This window comes from Stappia sp., from assembly GCF_048268045.1.
GTDB lineage: Bacteria > Pseudomonadota > Alphaproteobacteria > Rhizobiales > Stappiaceae > Stappia.
Genome location: NZ_JBLWWG010000007.1, coordinates 60,128 through 77,064, shown reverse-complemented (window position 1 = coordinate 77,064; position 16,937 = coordinate 60,128). Strand labels below are relative to the sequence as shown.

13 protein-coding genes are annotated in these 16,937 nt (G+C 64.9%); 1 reads left to right on the top strand and 12 read right to left on the bottom strand.

The window, feature by feature from the left end; all coding sequences use genetic code 11:
* Positions 1–46 precede the first annotated feature (46 nt).
* Positions 47–1,171 carry an alpha/beta hydrolase family protein gene (locus ACN0WF_RS12720; protein WP_417773198.1) on the top strand — a complete coding sequence of 375 codons (1,125 nt, stop codon included), beginning with the start codon at positions 47–49 and terminating at the stop codon, positions 1,169–1,171.
* On the opposite strand, the gene ACN0WF_RS12715 is transcribed toward ACN0WF_RS12720, so the two are convergent.
* The 12 genes from ACN0WF_RS12715 to nuoL form a co-directional block, all read right to left on the bottom strand.
* Positions 1,143–1,706, bottom strand: coding sequence for a DUF2155 domain-containing protein (locus ACN0WF_RS12715; RefSeq protein WP_417773363.1), 564 nt, complete (start codon positions 1,704–1,706; stop codon positions 1,143–1,145). The two genes, ACN0WF_RS12720 and ACN0WF_RS12715, sit on opposite strands and share 29 nt — an antisense overlap.
* 49 nt (positions 1,707–1,755) lie before the next feature.
* A complete protein-coding gene (locus ACN0WF_RS12710; RefSeq protein ID WP_417773197.1) occupies positions 1,756–4,602 on the bottom strand; it encodes a valine--tRNA ligase in 2,847 nt (948 codons plus the stop codon).
* Positions 4,603–4,817: 215 nt separating this feature from the next.
* Positions 4,818–5,504: a PopZ family protein gene (locus tag ACN0WF_RS12705; RefSeq protein WP_417773196.1), complete on the bottom strand. Its 687-nt coding sequence runs from the start codon at positions 5,502–5,504 to the stop codon at positions 4,818–4,820.
* Between the two features lie 303 nt (positions 5,505–5,807).
* Positions 5,808–7,181: a TolC family outer membrane protein gene (locus tag ACN0WF_RS12700; protein WP_417773195.1), complete on the bottom strand. Its 1,374-nt coding sequence runs from the start codon at positions 7,179–7,181 to the stop codon at positions 5,808–5,810.
* Between the two features lie 441 nt (positions 7,182–7,622).
* On the bottom strand, positions 7,623–8,285 hold the full coding sequence (locus tag ACN0WF_RS12695; RefSeq protein ID WP_417773194.1) for a protein-L-isoaspartate O-methyltransferase family protein: 663 nt from the start codon (positions 8,283–8,285) through the stop codon (positions 7,623–7,625).
* Positions 8,286–8,458: 173 nt separating this feature from the next.
* A complete protein-coding gene (locus tag ACN0WF_RS12690) occupies positions 8,459–8,725 on the bottom strand; it encodes a DUF1467 family protein (protein ID WP_417773193.1) in 267 nt (88 codons plus the stop codon).
* Positions 8,726–8,821: 96 nt separating this feature from the next.
* Complete coding sequence (gene mce / locus ACN0WF_RS12685; protein ID WP_417773192.1) at positions 8,822–9,226, bottom strand: methylmalonyl-CoA epimerase; 405 nt, start codon at positions 9,224–9,226, stop codon at positions 8,822–8,824.
* Positions 9,227–9,343: 117 nt separating this feature from the next.
* Positions 9,344–11,011, bottom strand: coding sequence for a ribonuclease J (locus ACN0WF_RS12680; RefSeq protein ID WP_417773191.1), 1,668 nt, complete (start codon positions 11,009–11,011; stop codon positions 9,344–9,346).
* A 191-nt stretch (positions 11,012–11,202) separates the two neighbouring features.
* The gene (locus tag ACN0WF_RS12675) at positions 11,203–11,925 is read right to left on the bottom strand and encodes a biotin--[acetyl-CoA-carboxylase] ligase (protein ID WP_417773190.1); all 723 of its coding nucleotides are present in this window, start codon (positions 11,923–11,925) and stop codon (positions 11,203–11,205) included.
* Positions 11,926–11,981: 56 nt separating this feature from the next.
* Positions 11,982–13,436, bottom strand: a complete 1,455-nt coding sequence (nuoN, locus tag ACN0WF_RS12670; RefSeq protein ID WP_417773189.1) for an NADH-quinone oxidoreductase subunit NuoN — start codon at positions 13,434–13,436, stop codon at positions 11,982–11,984.
* A 21-nt stretch (positions 13,437–13,457) separates the two neighbouring features.
* The gene (locus ACN0WF_RS12665) at positions 13,458–14,969 is read right to left on the bottom strand and encodes an NADH-quinone oxidoreductase subunit M (protein WP_417773188.1); all 1,512 of its coding nucleotides are present in this window, start codon (positions 14,967–14,969) and stop codon (positions 13,458–13,460) included.
* Positions 14,969–16,930 carry an NADH-quinone oxidoreductase subunit L gene (gene nuoL / locus ACN0WF_RS12660; RefSeq protein WP_417773187.1) on the bottom strand — a complete coding sequence of 654 codons (1,962 nt, stop codon included), beginning with the start codon at positions 16,928–16,930 and terminating at the stop codon, positions 14,969–14,971. The genes ACN0WF_RS12665 and nuoL overlap by 1 nt, the downstream gene beginning before the upstream one ends.
* Positions 16,931–16,937: the final 7 nt, after the last annotated feature.

Below are 16,937 nucleotides of genomic sequence, written 5' to 3'. Positions count from 1 at the left end.
CGCGCGGCCACATGCCCCTTCTGTTCGACACGAAGAAAGGGACGGCATGACCCGTGAACGCCGCGGGATTTCCCGCATCTTGCTCGGCGCGGCAGTTGTCGCCGCCGTCCTTGCCCTGGGGCTTTTCCTCATCCTTCCCGGGCTGTCGGACTTCGATCTCGACGCGCGGGCAACGCGGGAAATTTCCTTCGACACGCCCTCCTCCCGCCTGTCCGGGACGCTGTTCCTGCCCGACGCTCCACAAGCGCCCGCCGCCGTCGCCCTGCTTGTCCATGGCGACGGCCCGCAGGACCGCGTGTCCGCCGGCGGCTACCTGCCGTTGATGAACGCCCTGCTCGACAGCGGCATCGCCGTCTACAGCTGGGACAAACCGGGGGTGGGAAAAAGCCAGGGCAACTGGCTGGACCAGTCGATGGACGACCGCGCCAGCGAGGCGGAAGCAGCGCTGCGGGCCGTGCTGCGCGACTATCCGCAGGCACGCGGGCGGATCGGGCTGCTGGGCTTCTCGCAGGCAGGATGGGTTTTGCCGAAGGTGGGCGGCGGGCCTGCGGCTGCGGAGATCGCCTTCATCGTCAGCATCGGCGCCGCCCTCGACTGGCAACGTCAGGGCGCCTATTTCACCCGGCGCCGGCTTCAGGCGGAAGGCTGGTCGCCGGAGCGCATCGCGGAGCATATCGCAAGCAGGCGCCAGACCGAGGAACGCATCTTCGCCGACATCGACGCCGGACGCCTGGAGAGCACGGCCGCGGCCCACGATCTTGGGATACCGCCCCACCGCCTGGAGTTCGTCCGGCGGAACCTGTCGTCCAACGCAAGCGCAGACCTTGCGCGTGTCGGCCGGCCGTATCTGGCGCTCTGGGGCGCGGAGGATCTCAACGTGGACGCGCGGGCCAATGCCGATGACGCCCGCCGCCTCGTTCTGGCGAACAATCCCGCAAACCGGGTCACGGTCATCCCCTCAGCCACGCACAGTCTCTTGCGCGATGGCCTCTTCAACCACCAGCTTGCGGAGCAATGGCCCTGGTACACTAGGGCAGCGTTCGTCCTGCTCGGGCGCCGTGCCTATGCCGACGGGGCGGTGAAGACGATAACGGACTGGCTTCACGCTGTGGTCGGACAGGGCGACAAGCCCCGCGCCGGCCTCACTGCGGCGGCTTCATCCGCGGCGTGACGCTGTCGGCTCCGATGCTCGGCGCAGTGCCGGCAAGCGGGTCCTCCCCGGCGGCCGCATCGGCGGAGATCGGTGGGCCGCTGTAGTTGTCCGGCGGGGCGACGGTCGAGGACTGCTTGCAGTTGGTCAACCACACGTCATAGACGGGGTTCTCGACCGCGTGCAGACCGGGGCTCGCGGCAAACATCCACCCGGTGAAGATCCGCCGCACCTCATTGTTGAGCGTGATCTCGTCCACCTCGACAAAGGCCGTTGTCTGCGGCGCTTCGGTCTGCGGCCGCGTGTTGCACTCGCGCGGCGTCACCTGCAGCGCGCCGAACTGAACGGTCTCGCCGATGTAGACATCGAAGGAGATGATGCGGCCGGTGATCTTGTCCAGGCCGGAGAAGACCGCGACCGGGTTCTCGATCCTTTCCGCCCGCGCGACACCCGGCACGAGAACGCAGGCGGAAAGCGCGGCGGCCACCGCGGTCTGGCCCAGTCTCGCCACGGGCGCCTTCTTCCGGCCGGAAGCCAGCCCAAACGCAGCTCGCATCATCCAATTCACCCTTCTTCGGTCCGCGACGGGCACAGGGCCCGCGCGGTCACGCTTCGGCCAGATCGGCAAGGCGCTTGCGCGCCTCGACCACGCGCTCGCGGCGCTCCATGAACTCAGCGCGCTTTTCCTGCTCCGCAACGACGATCTCTTCCGGCGCCTTGGCGACGAAGGCCTCGTTGCCAAGCTTCTTGTCGATCCGCGCGATCTCCTGGTCGAGCTTCTTCTCCTCCTTGGAGAGCCGCTCGGCTTCCGCGCCAAGATCGATGACGCCTGCCAGCGAGAGGCAGAACGTTGCCTCGCCAGCCACGATCTGGACGCTGCCCTTCGGTGTGCGATCGGCAATCTCGATGCTCTCGACACGCGCCAGACGCAGGATCTGCGCTTCGTGGGTCTTGAGCCGCGCACGGGTCAATTGCCCCGCGCCGGTGACGATCAACGGCACGCGCGCGCCCGCCGGAACATTCATCTCGGAGCGGACCGAACGGATCGAGGTGATCAGCTCGACGACCCAGTTGATCTCCTCCGCCGCATTGGCGTCGCCTCCGAGTGAGGACGGCCAGCGCGTGTGCGCAAGGATCTTCTCGCGGGCAGCTTCCGGCTGCTCGTCGACGGCGCGCGCCCAAAGCTCTTCGGTCATGAACGGCATGAACGGATGCAGGATCTTGAGCGTCTCGTCGAGAACCCAGGCGGCCGTTGCCCGTGTCTCGGCCTGGGCCTCGGCGGAGCCTTCCGCGAAGATCGGCTTGGCGAACTCCAGGTACCAGTCGCAGAAGGTGTTCCAGACGAAACGGTAGGCCGCGCCCGCCGCCTCGTTGAAGCGGAAGCCCTCGATCGCCTCGGTCACTTCGGTCATGCAGCGCCCGACCTCGGTCACGATCCAGCGGTTGACCGTTTCGCGCGCCGCGACGGGATCGAAGCCCTGCGGCCGCACCCCACCGTTCATCTCGACAAACCGCGCCGCGTTCCACAGCTTGGTGACGAAGTTGCGGTAGCCAGCAACCCGGCTGGTGGCCAGCTTGATGTCACGTCCCTGCGCCGCCATTGCAGCCAGCGTGAAGCGCAGCGCGTCGGCGCCATACTCGTCGATGAGCGCCAGCGGATCGATGACGTTGCCCTTCGACTTCGACATCTTCTGGCCCTTCTCGTCACGGACCAGGGCGTGGATGTAGACCGTGTGGAAGGGCTCGGTCTTCATGTAGTGATCGCCCATCATCATCATCCGGGCGACCCAGAAGAAGATGATGTCGAACCCGGTGACCAGCACGCTCGTCGGATAGTAGTTGGCAAGCTCCGGCGTCTTGTCGGGCCAGCCAAGCGTGGAAAACGGCCACAGCGCCGAGGAGAACCAGGTGTCGAGAACGTCCTCGTCGCGGTAGAGCGCGATCTTGCCGTCGGTGTCGCCGGTTTCCCAGCGCGCCAGCGCCTCCTCGACGCCGACGATCTCGACCTCGCGTCCGAAACGCGCGGCGGCGGCGGCAACGGCCTCTTCTTCGCTCTTCTCGACGAAGAGCGCGCCCTCGGGGCCGTACCAGGCCGGAATGCGATGGCCCCACCAGAGCTGGCGCGAGATGCACCAGGGCTGGATGTTCTCCATCCACTCGTAATAGGTCTTGTCCCAGTTGCGCGGCACGAAATTGGTGCGCCCCTCGCGCACGCTGTCGATCGCGGGCCCCGCGAGTGTCTTGGCGTCGACGTACCACTGGTCGGTCAGCAGCGGTTCGATCGGCACGCCGCCGCGGTCGCCATGGGGAACCATGTGCGTGTGCGGCTCGATCCGGTCGAGCAGCTCCAGTTCCTCCATGCGCGCCACCAGGCGCTTGCGCACGTCGAAGCGGTCGCAGCCGTCGAAGGCGGCAATGGTTTCGCTCAGCGCCTCGCTCTCCGGGACCCCCTCGAGAAATTCCGGATTGTCGGTGAGACAAACCTTCGCCTCGCGGTCGAGCACAGAGATCATCGCCAGATTGTGGCGCTTGCCGACCTCGAAGTCGTTGAAATCATGCGCCGGCGTGATCTTCACCGCGCCGGAGCCGGCGGTCGGATCGGCATAGTCGTCGCCGACGATCCGGATGCGACGGCCAACGAGCGGCAGAACGGCGAACTTGCCGATCAGGCCCGCATAGCGCGGATCCTCGGGATTGACAGCAATTGCGGTGTCGCCAAGCATCGTTTCCGGCCGCGTCGTCGCAACGACGATGTAGTCGCGGGTCTCATGCTCGCTCGCCTTGCCGTCCTCGTCCCAGGCGACAGGCGCTTCATAGGTCGCGCCATCGGCCAGCGGGTAACGGAAGTGCCACAGATTGCCCTTGATCTCGATCTGTTCGACCTCGAGATCGGAGATCGCGGTCAGCAGCTTCGGATCCCAGTTGACCAGCCGCTTGTCCTTGTAGATCAGCCCTTCCTTGTAGAGGCTGACGAAGACTTCCAGCACGGCGCGGGATAGCCCCTCGTCCATGGTGAAGCGCTCGCGCGACCAGTCGCAGGAGGCGCCCAGCCGCTTGAGCTGGTTCATGATCATGCCGCCGGATTCGTCTTTCCAGCTCCAGACCCGCTCGACAAACGCCTCGCGTCCCATGTCGCGGCGGCCCGGCTCCTTGCGCTCGGCAAGCTGGCGCTCGACGACCATCTGCGTGGCGATGCCCGCGTGGTCCATGCCCGGCTGCCACAGCACGTCACGGCCGCGCATTCGCTCAAAGCGCACCATGATGTCCTGCAAGGTGTTGTTGAGCGCATGGCCCATGTGCAGGGAGCCGGTGACATTGGGCGGCGGGATCACGATCGAGAAGGATGCGGCACCGGGCTCCGCCCCCGCGCCGGCGCGGAAGGCATCTACGTCTTCCCACGCCTTCGCGATCCTGGGTTCGACGGTGGCGGCATCATATGTCTTGTCGAGCATTGTTCTTCCCAAGAACTGAAAACTGAAGGCGTGGTGTCTCGCAGGCGCGGGCCGAAGTCAACCATTCCCCGAAAGGCGGCGACAGCGTGGCGCGCCGCATCCTGTCCACCGCAAGTCGCACGGTCCCCGGCGCGGGCTTGAAACAAAAAACGCCGCCCGGAGGCGGCGTCTGGATCGATGCGGTTTCCCAGGTCCGGGAAGCCTTGGCGAAATGATCAGCGGCCGCGGGAGATGCGTTCGATCTCCTGACGTACCATCCGCTCGACCATGGGCGGTAGGTTTTCATCAAGCCAGGTCTTGAGCATCGGCCGCAACAGCTCCTTGACCAGGTCCTCGAGCGTGCGGGCGTTATTGGACAGGATCGTGCCGGCGAGGTTGCTGAACGCGGAATGCACGGCCTGGTTCGCATCGGCCGAGAGCAGGCTGTCCTCAATGGACGGCGCGGCCTTCCCCTTGCCGGCAGACTGAAACGAGGGCGCGGGAGACGGCTCGTCATCCGGCTCGACAAAGGCAAGATCGTCGTCCGCCTCATCGACATCAGGCTTTCCGGAGAAAGCCATTTCGGCATCGGTTGCGTCTTCCTCGACCTCGAGGTCTTCCGTCAGCTCGAAGACATCGTCCACCTCGGCGGCGACCGTCTCCGGCTCCTCTTCTTCCGCGGGTTCTTCCACCACGGGCTCGTCGACCACGGGATCGACATCCATGTCCCCGTCGGAATCGAACAGCTTGTCGAGGTCGTCCTGGGACATCGCCTCGCCGGCGACGAGATCGTCTTCGGCAGAGGTCGCAGCCTCTCCCGCGTCGGCAGCTGCTGCCGCCGGTTCCTCATCAGAAATGATCCGGCGAATAGAAGCCAGTATCTCCTCCATCGAAGGTTCTTGAGCTTGATTGGCGTTGGCCATCGCAATCCCCGCACTCGACATCCAAGCACCCGCCAAGAGCAACGTTCCGCCAGTTGCGGTAACATGCGCTCACGCCAGCATCGGGCGACTCACTCAAACACACTATAGCGCGTTCCCCTTCCTCGGGAAAAGCGCATGCCGACCCGTTTCCGGTCATGCCCTGCCGTAAAGACACACAATTTCCCGAGTCGTCGGCAAATTCAATCAAACTCTGGCCGCAAGGACGAAGGCCCGCCTCCCGCACACCGCATCATGCGGGTCGGAAAGCGGGCCTTGCCACACGTCAGTAAAACAGGAAGTCGCTCAGCGGCCGTCGGGCGTCGTCAGGCCGAACCAGCTGTTGCGTACCTTTTTGTAGTGGGTCGTCTCGTCATACCGGGCAACGGAAAGGCCGATGCTGTCGGCGGTCAGCCTGCCGATCGCCGCCATGAGCTGGTAGGCCGCGACCGCGCGGTTCCGCTCGGCGGAGATCAGGTTCACCTGGCTGTTGACGAGCTCGAGCTGCGCATTGAGGACGTCAAGCGTCGTACGCTGGCCGACGCGCTGCTCCTCGATCACGCCTTCAAGCGCCAGCTGGTTGGCCGAGACGGCGTCCTGAGCGGCCGTGATGGAGGCAACGGCGGCCTCATACTGCCCCCAGGCGGAGACGGCGGCTGCGCGCACCTGATCGCGGGCAACGTCCAGCTGGACACGGGCCTGACCGAGATCTTCCTTCGCCTGGCGTACGCGCGAGGACACCGCGCCACCCTGATAGATCGGGATGGACACGCGGCCGAAGACGCTCGCGGAGTTGATCGCATCGACCGAGCGCGACGACGGCGGGCTCCACTGGCGTCCGACATTGCCCTCGAGAGAAACTGTCGGAAGCAGCTCGCCCTCGACCGTCTTGACGGCGAAGACACCGGCATCGACGAGATGCTGAGACGAGAGAATGGCGGGATGGGACGAGGCGCCGCTCTTGAGCGCAACGTCGAGCTTCTTGGGAAGCTGGCCATAGATGTTGGTGCGGGCCGAAAGCTTCTTGGGGTCGGCACCGACCACCTGCCGGTAGACGGCGCGGGCGGTATTGACGTTGGCCAGCGCCAGATTGAGGGCCGACTGCGCTTCCGAGTAACGGGCGCGTGCCTGCGAAACGTCCGTCCGCGTTCCCTCTCCAACCTCGAACCGGTCCTGCGCGGCGCGCACCTGCTCGGTGAGGAACTTGAGGTTGCTGCGGCGCAGCGAAACGATGGCCGTCGTGCTGATCACGTCCATGTAGGCGGTCGCGGCATCGGTCAGCACCGACTGTTCGGTCGAGCGCAGGCTTTCGCGCTGCGCGCGGACGATCGCTTCGGCCTGTCGGGTCGAGTTCACGGTTCGGAACCCGCGAAAGATCGCCTGGGTGACCTGAAGGCCGACGCTCGCGGTGTTGCGGTAGCTCGAACCGCCCGGTTCCAGGTCGGAATATTGAGCGCCGACGTCGACTTGTCCGAAGATCTGGGGACGCCACCCGCTAAGCGCCTGCGGGACGCGCTCGTCGACAGAACGCAATTCGGCGCGGGCCGCGTTCAATGTCGGATTGTTGGCATAGGCCTGGGCAAGCGAATCACCAATTGACTGCGACCACGCAGTGCCGGGCTGCGCGATTGCAGCGGTCGCAAGCGCGGCCGCAAGAAACCATGATCCAGTCCGATTCACTATAAACACCCCTGTTCGCGCAAGAACGCAAAACTGCGCCCTTCCTGTCTGACGCGGGCCATTGCGCCCGCAGCACCCATCCCGTTTCCGCAATCCCGGCTTGTCTGGTGCCTCTTCGGGCAAACGCCGGCATTTCGGTTCCGCGCCGCAAACGAACTCCCGCAAGTTCGCCAGGGCGCGAAAATATGACGGTCACACAAAACCGTCAGTGAGTTTACTGTTATCGGCAGGGGAGCGAGAGACAACCTCGGAAAGTGTCGCCAGACCGCATTCGGAGACGATTGCGACCTCTTGGCAACACATTCTTCAGGGATTTGCGTCTCAGGGTTTCGCGTTTCGCGAGGTCATCGCGCGACAGCGAAAGCTGCGACGCGGCATCAGCCGGCGGGCGGGCTGCATGAGCTGCCTCTGCCCGCCGGGATTCGGTGCGATATCAGTATCTCAGAAGACGAATTCGGCGGCCCGCTCGAAGCCCGGCAGCACGTGCGCCGAGGCATTGAAGGCGAAACGGCCGGAAATCACATCGCCGGAACGGACATAGAGCTTGGCCACGCCTGCCCCGCCGGTGCCCTCGACGACAACGAGCCGCCCACCGTCCTTGAGCTGGGTGGTCAGTGCCTCCGGCAACACCTCGACGGCGCCGTCCACGACGATCACGTCGTAGGGGCCTTCGGAGGCCGCTCCCGTCACGAGGTCGCCAGACAGGATCGCCGCGTTCTCGATGCCGAGATCGACGATCAGCTCGGAAGCGGCATCCACCGCGCCCGGGTCCTTCTCAATGCCGACGACAGAGGCCGCAAGCCGCGCAATGACCGCGACGCTGTAGCCGGTCGCGCAGCCGACGCACAGCACGACGTCGCTGTCGCGGATGTTGGCGAGCTGCACGAGCTTGCCGAACACATGCGGCTTCATCAGGCTGCGGGTCTCATCGCCCACGGTCAACGGCACGTCCTGATCGCTGTAGGCGATGCAACGCTTGGCGGAGGGTACAAAGCGCTCGCGCGGGACCTCCTCCATCGCATCCAGGATGCGCAGATCCGTCACATCGTTCGTCCGCAGCTGGTTGTCGACCATGTGGGTGCGCACACGTTCAAAGTCGCCCATCGCGCCTGTCTCTTCCGTTGGTTAGCCTCGTCCGCCCGCGGCAGCCTGGCCGCGCGCTCTCGGTATCCGTCACCGTTGCCTGCGCGCCGTCGCCACCCGAAGGCGGCGCATCTGGCAGCGTCTCAAGGTTCCATAGCTTTGTCGAGCGCCCGTGACAAGCACGGACGCGCCGTTCAGCCGCTCGGCGGCTTCAGCGGAAAGTCGTCCAGCGTCAGCCCCGAGCGAAAGCGGAGCCAGTAGATACCGGCAAAGACGATGGCCGCAATAACCGTGGTCAGCAGCGCCTTGCGCCACAGCCGCGGGTGGATCGGGGCGCTTGGCGCCGTGCCGGGCGCGACGTCTCCGCGCTCCTGCTGGGTCACAACGCCGATGGGAAGGATCGTGAAGAGCACGATCCACCAGACGATGAAATAGATGGCAATCGCTGAAATCAGGGACACGGCAGTAGGTTCCGGGTCTTTCGGTCCGGGCGGGAGGCCCGGGTGTCAGGGAGGTGAAGCGCCCTCGCCCATCGGCGCGGTCGATCCGAGCGGGCCTCAGACCTGCTCAAGCTCCACCAGGGTTCCGTTGAAGTCCTTGGGATGCAGGAAGAGAACCGGCTTGCCGTGCGCGCCGATCTTCGGCTCGCCCGTGCCCAGGACCCGTGCCCCCTTCTCAAGCAGCCTGTCGCGTGCGGCAAGGATGTCCTCCACCTCGTAACAGACGTGGTGGATGCCGCCGGAGGGATTGCGCTCCAGAAACGCGGTGACGGGCGAGCCCTCGCCGAGCGGCTCCAGCAGTTCGATCTTGGTGTTGGGAAGCTCGATGAAGACAACCGTCACGCCGTGATCGGGTTCGGGCTGGGGCTGCGACACATGCGCGCCGAGCGTATCCCGGTACATGGCCGTCGCCGCACCCAGGTCCGGAACGGCGATTGCGACATGGTTGAGACGTCCGATCATCCTGTCCTCCTGCATTGCCTCACTCCTGCCAGAGCGAGCCTTGGCAAACCATCAGCCATTTGGTCACAGGCAGGGGCCTGATGTGCCCCTGCCCGCCTCATCCCGGGTCTTCGTTGCTCAGACCCGGAACACCAGAGCTTCCGTCAGCGGCTTCTTGCCCCAGCAATCGCGGATCGCCGCGCGTGCCGCCCGTCGGGCCGATTCGGCGACAACATCGAGATCGCGGCGGCGATTGCGCGGAATGCTCTCCAACGCGGAGATAACCTCGTCGATGACGAGATCCTCAAGGTCGTCGCCCCCCGTCGACACATCCGGCAGGCCGAAGAGTGCCGCCTGCGGCTCCCCCACCAGTCCGCCCTTGGCGTCAACCAGCACGGTCACGATCACCGCGCCTGCAAGCGCCAGCTTGCGACGCTCGATCGCCCCGGTTTCCTCAGGGTCGCCCGAGATGTTGCCATCGCGCACCTCGATGCCGACCGGCACCGTGTCGACCACGCCGGCATCGCCAGGCGCGAGACGAACAAGATCGCCGTTCTTCACCGACAGCACGGTCGGGATGCCATGGGCGATGCCCAGTTCGCGCTGCGCCTTCAGGTGCATCGCCTCGCCGTGCGCCGGCACCAGGATCTGCGGCTTGACCAGATCGTAGAGCTGCACCAGTTCACCGCGACGCGGATGACCGGACACATGCACCAGGCCGTCCTTGTCGGTGATGACGGTGACATCGGCCTCCGACAGCTGGTTGACGATGGCGTTCACCGCCTTCTCGTTGCCCGGAATCGTGCGCGAGGAAAACACCACCGTGTCCCCCTTCGAAAGCGCCACATTGCGGTGGTCGCCCGAGGCGATGCGCGCCAGCGCGGCGCGCGCCTCGCCCTGACTGCCCGTGAGCAGCAGCAGGCACCGCTCCGGCGGCAGGAATCCGTAGGCATCCTCCGTCAGGAACGGCGGAACATCGTCGAGATAACCGAGTTCGCCGGCGACCTCGATGACCCGGTGCATGGAGCGTCCCATCACCACCACGTCCCGTTCGCATGCCTTGGCGGCGAGCGCGATGGAGCGGATGCGCGCCACATTGGAGGCGAAGGTCGCCACCGCGACGCGCTTCTTGGCGTTGCGGATGGCCTCGATCATTCCCGCCGAGACATCCGCCTCGCTCGGGCTGACGCCCTCGCGCACGGCATTGGTGCTGTCGCAGACCAGCGCCAGCACGCCCTCTTCGCCGATCTCGGCGAGACGCGCCGTGTCGATCGGCTGTCCGATGCCAGGTGTCGCGTCCATCTTCCAGTCGCCCGAGTGCACCACCGTGCCCGCCGGCGTGCGGATGGCAAGCGCGCAAGGCTCGGGGATCGAGTGCGACATGGCCACCATCTCGACGTCGAAGGGACCGGCCTTGATCCGCTCGCCCTGCTTTACCACCGTGACCGGAATATCCGGCGCTCCCGCCTCTCCCGACGCCTTGGACGACAACATGCCGGCCGTGAACGGCGTCATGAAGATCGGCGCCTCGAGACGCGGCCAGAGCTGCAGGATGGCGCCGTAGTGATCTTCGTGCGCATGGGTGATGAAGATGCCATCGAGACGGTCGCGCCGCTCCTCGATGAAACGGATGTCCGGGACGATCACATCGACGCCCGGCAAGTCCGGCCCGGCAAACGTCACGCCGCAATCGACCATGATCCAGCGCCTGTTTCGCGCCGGTCCGTAGCCGTAGAGCGCCATGTTCATGCCGATTTCGCCAAGCCCGCCAAGGGCGACGAAAACGAGCTCGTTCTTGCCCGTCATTCGATACTCCTGTTCGCGCCCTTTCAGCGGGCGCAAGACCCGGCTCCAGGCCGGGACAATCCACATCTATCCGGGGGACGCCGCATCTGATGCGGTCCTCTGTCCGGATGTCGAAACGTATGTGGCGTGCCCATCGTGGCACGTCCATCCGCATTTGGCGCGCCGAAAGCGGCGGCGCGCGAAAGCTCTGGTCAGGTCATGTTCGCGAAGAACACGTCTCCGGCCGAAATCACGGAAACGGTACCGTCGTCGCGGCGCAGCATCAGCCGGCCTTCACCATCCAGGCCCTGGAAGATACCGCTGGTCTCGCACTTGTCGAGGCGGACCCGGATCGGCCCGCCAACGCCAACGGACCGTTCGAGCCAGTCCTCGATCTGCACGGCGAAAGGACGCTCACGCCAGCTCGACAGGCGAGCCTCAAGGGCGCGCGCCAACTCGAGAAAGGCACGCTCCACATCGATCTGATAGCCAAGTCCGGCGAGATCGGCGGCGCGATAGTCGGCCAGGTCCGGATGATGCACCAGGTTGAGCCCGAAGCCGAACACCACGGCACGCCGTCCGTCGGCAAGCTGGGTCGCCTCCAGCAGGATGCCGGAGATCTTGGCGCCGTCGACGAGCAGGTCGTTGGGCCACTTGAGCCGTGCCAGACGGAGCGTGCCGCACATGCGGTCGACAGCCTCCGAAAGCGCTATCGCGGCGACGAGCGGAAGCTGTGCGAGCCGCTCCGAAGGTCCCGGGTCGATGCCGAGATAGGTCGCGTAGAGATTTCCCGGCTCCGACATCCAGGACCGGGCGCGTCGCGCGCGGCCGGCTGTCTGAAGTCCGCCAACGATCCAGAGGCCACCTGCCTCGCCCCGGGCGGCTGCCTCCAGCGCGAGCGCATTCGTCGACCCGACTTCACGATGGGCGGCCACGCGAATGCCCGGGAGGCCGGGCACCTCCCTTGGTCGCCCATCGAAGACAAGCGCCGTCAGAACAGCGTCCCGGCCGCCGCGCTGGCCATCTTGACGATGGAGCCGGCGAAGACGACGAAGAGCAGCACGAAGGCCGAGGACAGGCCGAGCGTGAACTTCAGCTCAGCCGGCATCGGCAGGAAGCCCCGCGTCGGCTCGTCGAAGAACATCACCTTGACCACCCGCAGGTAGTAGTAGGCGCCGACCACGGAGGCAAGAACGCCGATCACCGCGAGCGGATAGAGCCCCGCATTCACCGCCGCCAGGAACACATAGAACTTGGCGAAGAAACCGACGAAGAACGGAATGCCTGCGAGCGAGAACATGATCATGCCGAGCAGCACCGCCATCGGCAGGTTGGTCTTCCACAGACCTGAAAGATCGGAGATCTCCTCGACCATGCCTTCCTTGCGACGCATCGACAGGATGCAGGAGAAGGCGCCGAGCGTCATGGCCAGATAGGCGGTCATGTAGACGATGACGCCAACCACGCCCTGCTCGGTGCCGGCAGCCAGGCCGACCAGCGCGAAGCCCATGTGACCGATGGACGAATAGGCCATCAGCCGCTTGATGTTCTTCTGGCCGATGGCGGCAAAGGCGCCGAGCGCCATCGAGGCGATGGAGATGAAGACGATGATCTGCTGCCAGTCGTGGGTGACCGGCTCGAACGCACCGACCACGACGCGGGTAAGCAGACCCATGGCGGCGATCTTCGGCGCGGCGGCGAAGAACGCCGTCACCGGCGTCGGCGCTCCTTCGTAAACGTCCGGCGTCCACATGTGGAACGGCACGGCCGAGATCTTGAAGGCAAGGCCGGCAAGGATGAACACCAGTCCGAAGATGAGGCCGAGCGACGAGCCGCCGGCATGCGCCAGCGACGCCGCGATCGGCTCGAAGCCCGTCTGGCCGGTGAAGCCGTAGACCAGCGACATGCCGTAGAGCAGCATGCCCGAGGACACCGCGCCGAGCACGAAGTACTTCAGGCCCGCCTCGGTCGAGCGCGTGCTGTCGCGGTTGAAGGCTGCGATCACGTAGAGCGAAAGCGACTGGAGCTCAAGCCCGAGGTAGAGCGTGATCATGTCGTTGGCCGACAGCATCAGCATCATGCCGACGGTCGCGAGCACGATCAGCACCGGATACTCGAAGCGCTCGAAATTCTCGTTACGGGCAAACGCCACCGACATGGCGATGGCAAAGCCCGAGCCGAGCAGCGTCAGAAGCTTCATGTACCGGGCGAAGCCGTCCAGCACGAAGGCGCCGTAGAAGGTCGTGCGCGCCTCGATGCCGAATTCGGCCGGCAGCAGGAGCGGCAGTGCCGCCACCGCCAGCAGCGCCACGGAAAGCGCCGTGACGTAGGGCGTGATCTTCCGCCCGCCAAAGACGCCGAGCATCAGCAGCACGAGCGCACCGGCCGCCAGCATCAGCTCCGGCAGGGCGGGCGCGAGGTCCGGGAGTTGGGAATAGGCGTTCATGTCGTCTTGCGTCCTCGGGCCTTAATGAACCAGCAGCGCGGTTTGCTGCGCCGCCTCGATCGCTGCCTGGTAGTTGGTCACCAGAGCATCGACCGACGCCGACGTAACGTCGAGAATCGGCGCGGGATAGAAGCCGAAAAAGATGGTCAGGATGATCAGCGGCACGATGATCACGCGCTCGCGGAAGCTGAGGTCGACGATCGACTTCAGGCTCTCCTTGTCGAGCGCGCCAAACACCACCCGTCGGTACAGATAGAGCGCATAGGCCGCAGACAGGATCACGCCGGAGCTGGCGAACAGCGCCACCCAGGTGTTCACCTGGAACGCCCCCATCAGCGTCAGGAACTCGCCGACGAAACCGCTCGTGCCCGGCAGGCCGACGTTCGCCATCGTGAAGATCAGGAACGCCACCGCGTAGAACGGCATCCGGTTGACCAAGCCGCCATAGGCGGAGATCTCGCGGGTGTGCATGCGGTCGTAGATCACGCCGACGCAGAGGAACAGCGCACCCGAGACGATGCCATGCGACAGCATCTGGAACAGCGCGCCCTGCACGCCCTGCGTGGTCATCGTGAAGATGCCCATGGTCACATAGCCCATGTGGGCGACGGACGAATAGGCAATGAGCTTCTTGATGTCTTCCTGCACCAGCGCCACCAGCGAGGTGTAGACGATGGCAATCACCGACAGCGTGAACACCAGCGGCGCGAAGGTCTCGCTCGCGAGCGGGAACATCGGCAGCGAGAAGCGCAGGAAGCCGTAGCCGCCCATCTTCAGCAGGATGGCAGCAAGCAGCACGGAACCGGCTGTCGGCGCCTCGACGTGGGCGTCGGGAAGCCAGGTGTGCACCGGCCACATCGGCATCTTCACGGCGAAGCTGGCAAAGAAGGCAAGCCACAGCCAGGTCTGCATGCCGGCCGGGAAGCCATGCTGCATGAGCGTCTGGATGTCGGTCGTCTTGGCCTCGCCATACATCGCCATCAGCGCGATCAGCATGAGCACCGAGCCGAGCAGCGTGTAGAGGAAGAACTTGTAGCTGGCGTAGACCCGGCGCTTGCCGCCCCACACACCGATGATCAGGAACATCGGAATGAGGCCGGCCTCGAAGAAGACGTAGAACATGACCAGATCGAGCGAGCAGAACACGCCGATCATCAGCGTTTCCAGCACCAGGAACGCGATCATGTACTCCTTCACGCGCTTCTGGATGCTCTTCCAGCTCGCAAGGATGCAGAAGGGCATCAGGAAGGTGGTCAGGATGACGAACAGCATCGAGATGCCGTCGACGCCCATGCGGTAGCCGATGCTGCCGCCGAGCCACTCCCGGGTCTCCTGGAACTGGAAGCCCGGATTGGCGGCATCGAAGCCACCCCAGATGAACAGCGAGATCACGAAGGTGAAGGCCGTGGTGATCAAGGCCACACGGCGCATGTTCTCCTTCGCCCCGTCATCCTCGCCACGAACGAGGAGGATGAAGAACACACCGACGAGAGGCAGGAAGGTCGTGATGGAAAGAAGCGGCCAGTTGCTCATCAGTGAGCGCCCCCGACGGAGAACATCGACCAGGTGATCAGTGCGGCAACACCGATCAGCATGGCGAATGCGTAATGATAAAGATACCCGGTCTGCAACCGGACGACCCAGGTGGTCACGTTCTGGACGCGGGCGGCAACGCCATCCGGGCCGAGACCGTCGATCACCGCGCCATCGCCCTTTTTCCAGAGCTGGCGGCCGATCCACATGGAGGGCTTGACGAAGATCGCGTCATAGAGCTCGTCGAAGTACCACTTGTTCAGCAGGAACTGGTAGAGCGCGTCATGACGCTCCGCGAGCTTGCGCGGCAGGTCGGGCGACTTGATGTAGAACAGCCACGCCACCGCGAAGCCGAGCACCATCATCACGAAGGGCGACGCCTTCACCCAGAACGGGACCGAGTGGATCTCGTGCAGGATGTGGTTCTCCTCGGAGAGGTAAACCGCGCCCTTCCAGAATTCCTCGTAGCCGTGGCCCATGAACGGCCCGGAGAAGACGAGGCCGGCAAACAGCGCCCCGAGAGCCAGAACGGCCAGCGGAACGGTCATCACAAGAGGGCTCTCGTGCACGTGCTTCATCACGTCGACGGAGGCCCGCGGCTTGCCGTGGAAGGTCATGAACGCCAGGCGCCAGGAGTAGAACGACGTCAGGCCGGCGGCGATCACCGTCATGAAGAAGCCGTACTGGGCAAAGGCATTCTGTCCGACGAAGGCCGCCTCGATGATGCCGTCCTTGGAGAAGTAGCCGGCGGTCAGCGGGAACCCGGTCAGTGCCAGCGTGCCGATCACCATCATCCAGTAGGTGAAGGGGATGTGCTTGCGCAGGCCGCCCATCTTGCGCATGTCCTGCTCGTTCGACACGGCGTGGATCACCGAGCCGGCGCCGAGGAACAGGAGCGCCTTGAAGAAGGCGTGCGTGAACAGGTGGAAGACGGCGATCGAATAGCCGCCGACGCCGAGCGCGACGAACATGTATCCGAGCTGCGAACAGGTCGAATAGGCGATCACCCGCTTGATGTCGTTCTGAACCAGGCCGACCGTGGCGGCGAAGAAGGCCGTCGTCGCACCGACCAGCGTGACCACCGTCAGCGCCGTGGGCGACAGATCAAAGATCGGCGACATCCGGGCGACCATGAACACACCCGCCGTCACCATGGTGGCGGCGTGGATAAGCGCGGAAACCGGTGTCGGGCCTTCCATGGCGTCCGGCAGCCAGGTGTGCAGCAGGAACTGCGCCGACTTTCCCATGGCCCCCATGAACAGCAGCAGGCAGATGGCGGTCAGCGCGCCATGCTGGTCGAGCTGCATGCCGAGGAAGTCGATCACCACCTTGGGCTCACCTTCGGCGAACCCCTTGGCGTTGGCGAACAGCGTTTCGTAATCGCTCGACTGGAACAGGTAGAACAGGCCGAAAATGCCCAGGATGAAGCCGAAGTCGCCAACGCGGTTGACAACGAAGGCCTTCATCGCCGCGGCGTTCGCGGACGGCTTGGTGTACCAGAAACCGATCAGGAGATAGGACGCGAGGCCGACGCCTTCCCAGCCGAAGAACATCTGCAGCAGGTTGTCGGAGGTCACCAGCATCAGCATGGCAAAGGTGAACAGCGACAGATAGGCGAAGAAGCGTGGCCGGTGCGGATCGTGGTGCATGTAGCCGATGGAATAGACATGCACCAGCGCCGAGACCGTGTTGACCACGACCAGCATGACCGCCGTCAGGGTGTCGACCCGGATCGACCAGTCGACATTGAACGTACCGGAGTTCATCCAGCGGAACAGCACCTGGCTGGTCTCATGCGTCTCGCCGAAGCCGACGGTGACGAAAGCCACCCACGACAGCAGCGCCGCAAGGATCAACAGACCCGAGGTGACGTACTCGCTGGCCTTGGCCCCGATCGCCCGGCCGAACAGGCCGGCGATCAGGAAGCCGATCAGCGGCAGGAACAGGATTGCCTGATACATCGCGTCC

Coding starts and splice junctions, on each gene's coding strand:
- ACN0WF_RS12720 (WP_417773198.1), top strand. CDS start 47: ATGACCCGTGAACGCCGCGGGATTTCCCGCATCTTGCTCGGCGCGGCA.
- ACN0WF_RS12665 (WP_417773188.1), bottom strand. CDS start 14,969: ATGAGCAACTGGCCGCTTCTTTCCATCACGACCTTCCTGCCTCTCGTC.
- nuoL (WP_417773187.1), bottom strand. CDS start 16,930: ATGTATCAGGCAATCCTGTTCCTGCCGCTGATCGGCTTCCTGATCGCC.
- mce (WP_417773192.1), bottom strand. CDS start 9,226: ATGATCGGACGTCTCAACCATGTCGCAATCGCCGTTCCGGACCTGGGT.
- ACN0WF_RS12680 (WP_417773191.1), bottom strand. CDS start 11,011: ATGACGGGCAAGAACGAGCTCGTTTTCGTCGCCCTTGGCGGGCTTGGC.
- ACN0WF_RS12710 (WP_417773197.1), bottom strand. CDS start 4,602: ATGCTCGACAAGACATATGATGCCGCCACCGTCGAACCCAGGATCGCG.
- ACN0WF_RS12695 (WP_417773194.1), bottom strand. CDS start 8,285: ATGGGCGACTTTGAACGTGTGCGCACCCACATGGTCGACAACCAGCTG.
- ACN0WF_RS12705 (WP_417773196.1), bottom strand. CDS start 5,504: ATGGCCAACGCCAATCAAGCTCAAGAACCTTCGATGGAGGAGATACTG.
- nuoN (WP_417773189.1), bottom strand. CDS start 13,436: ATGAACGCCTATTCCCAACTCCCGGACCTCGCGCCCGCCCTGCCGGAG.
- ACN0WF_RS12715 (WP_417773363.1), bottom strand. CDS start 1,706: ATGCGAGCTGCGTTTGGGCTGGCTTCCGGCCGGAAGAAGGCGCCCGTG.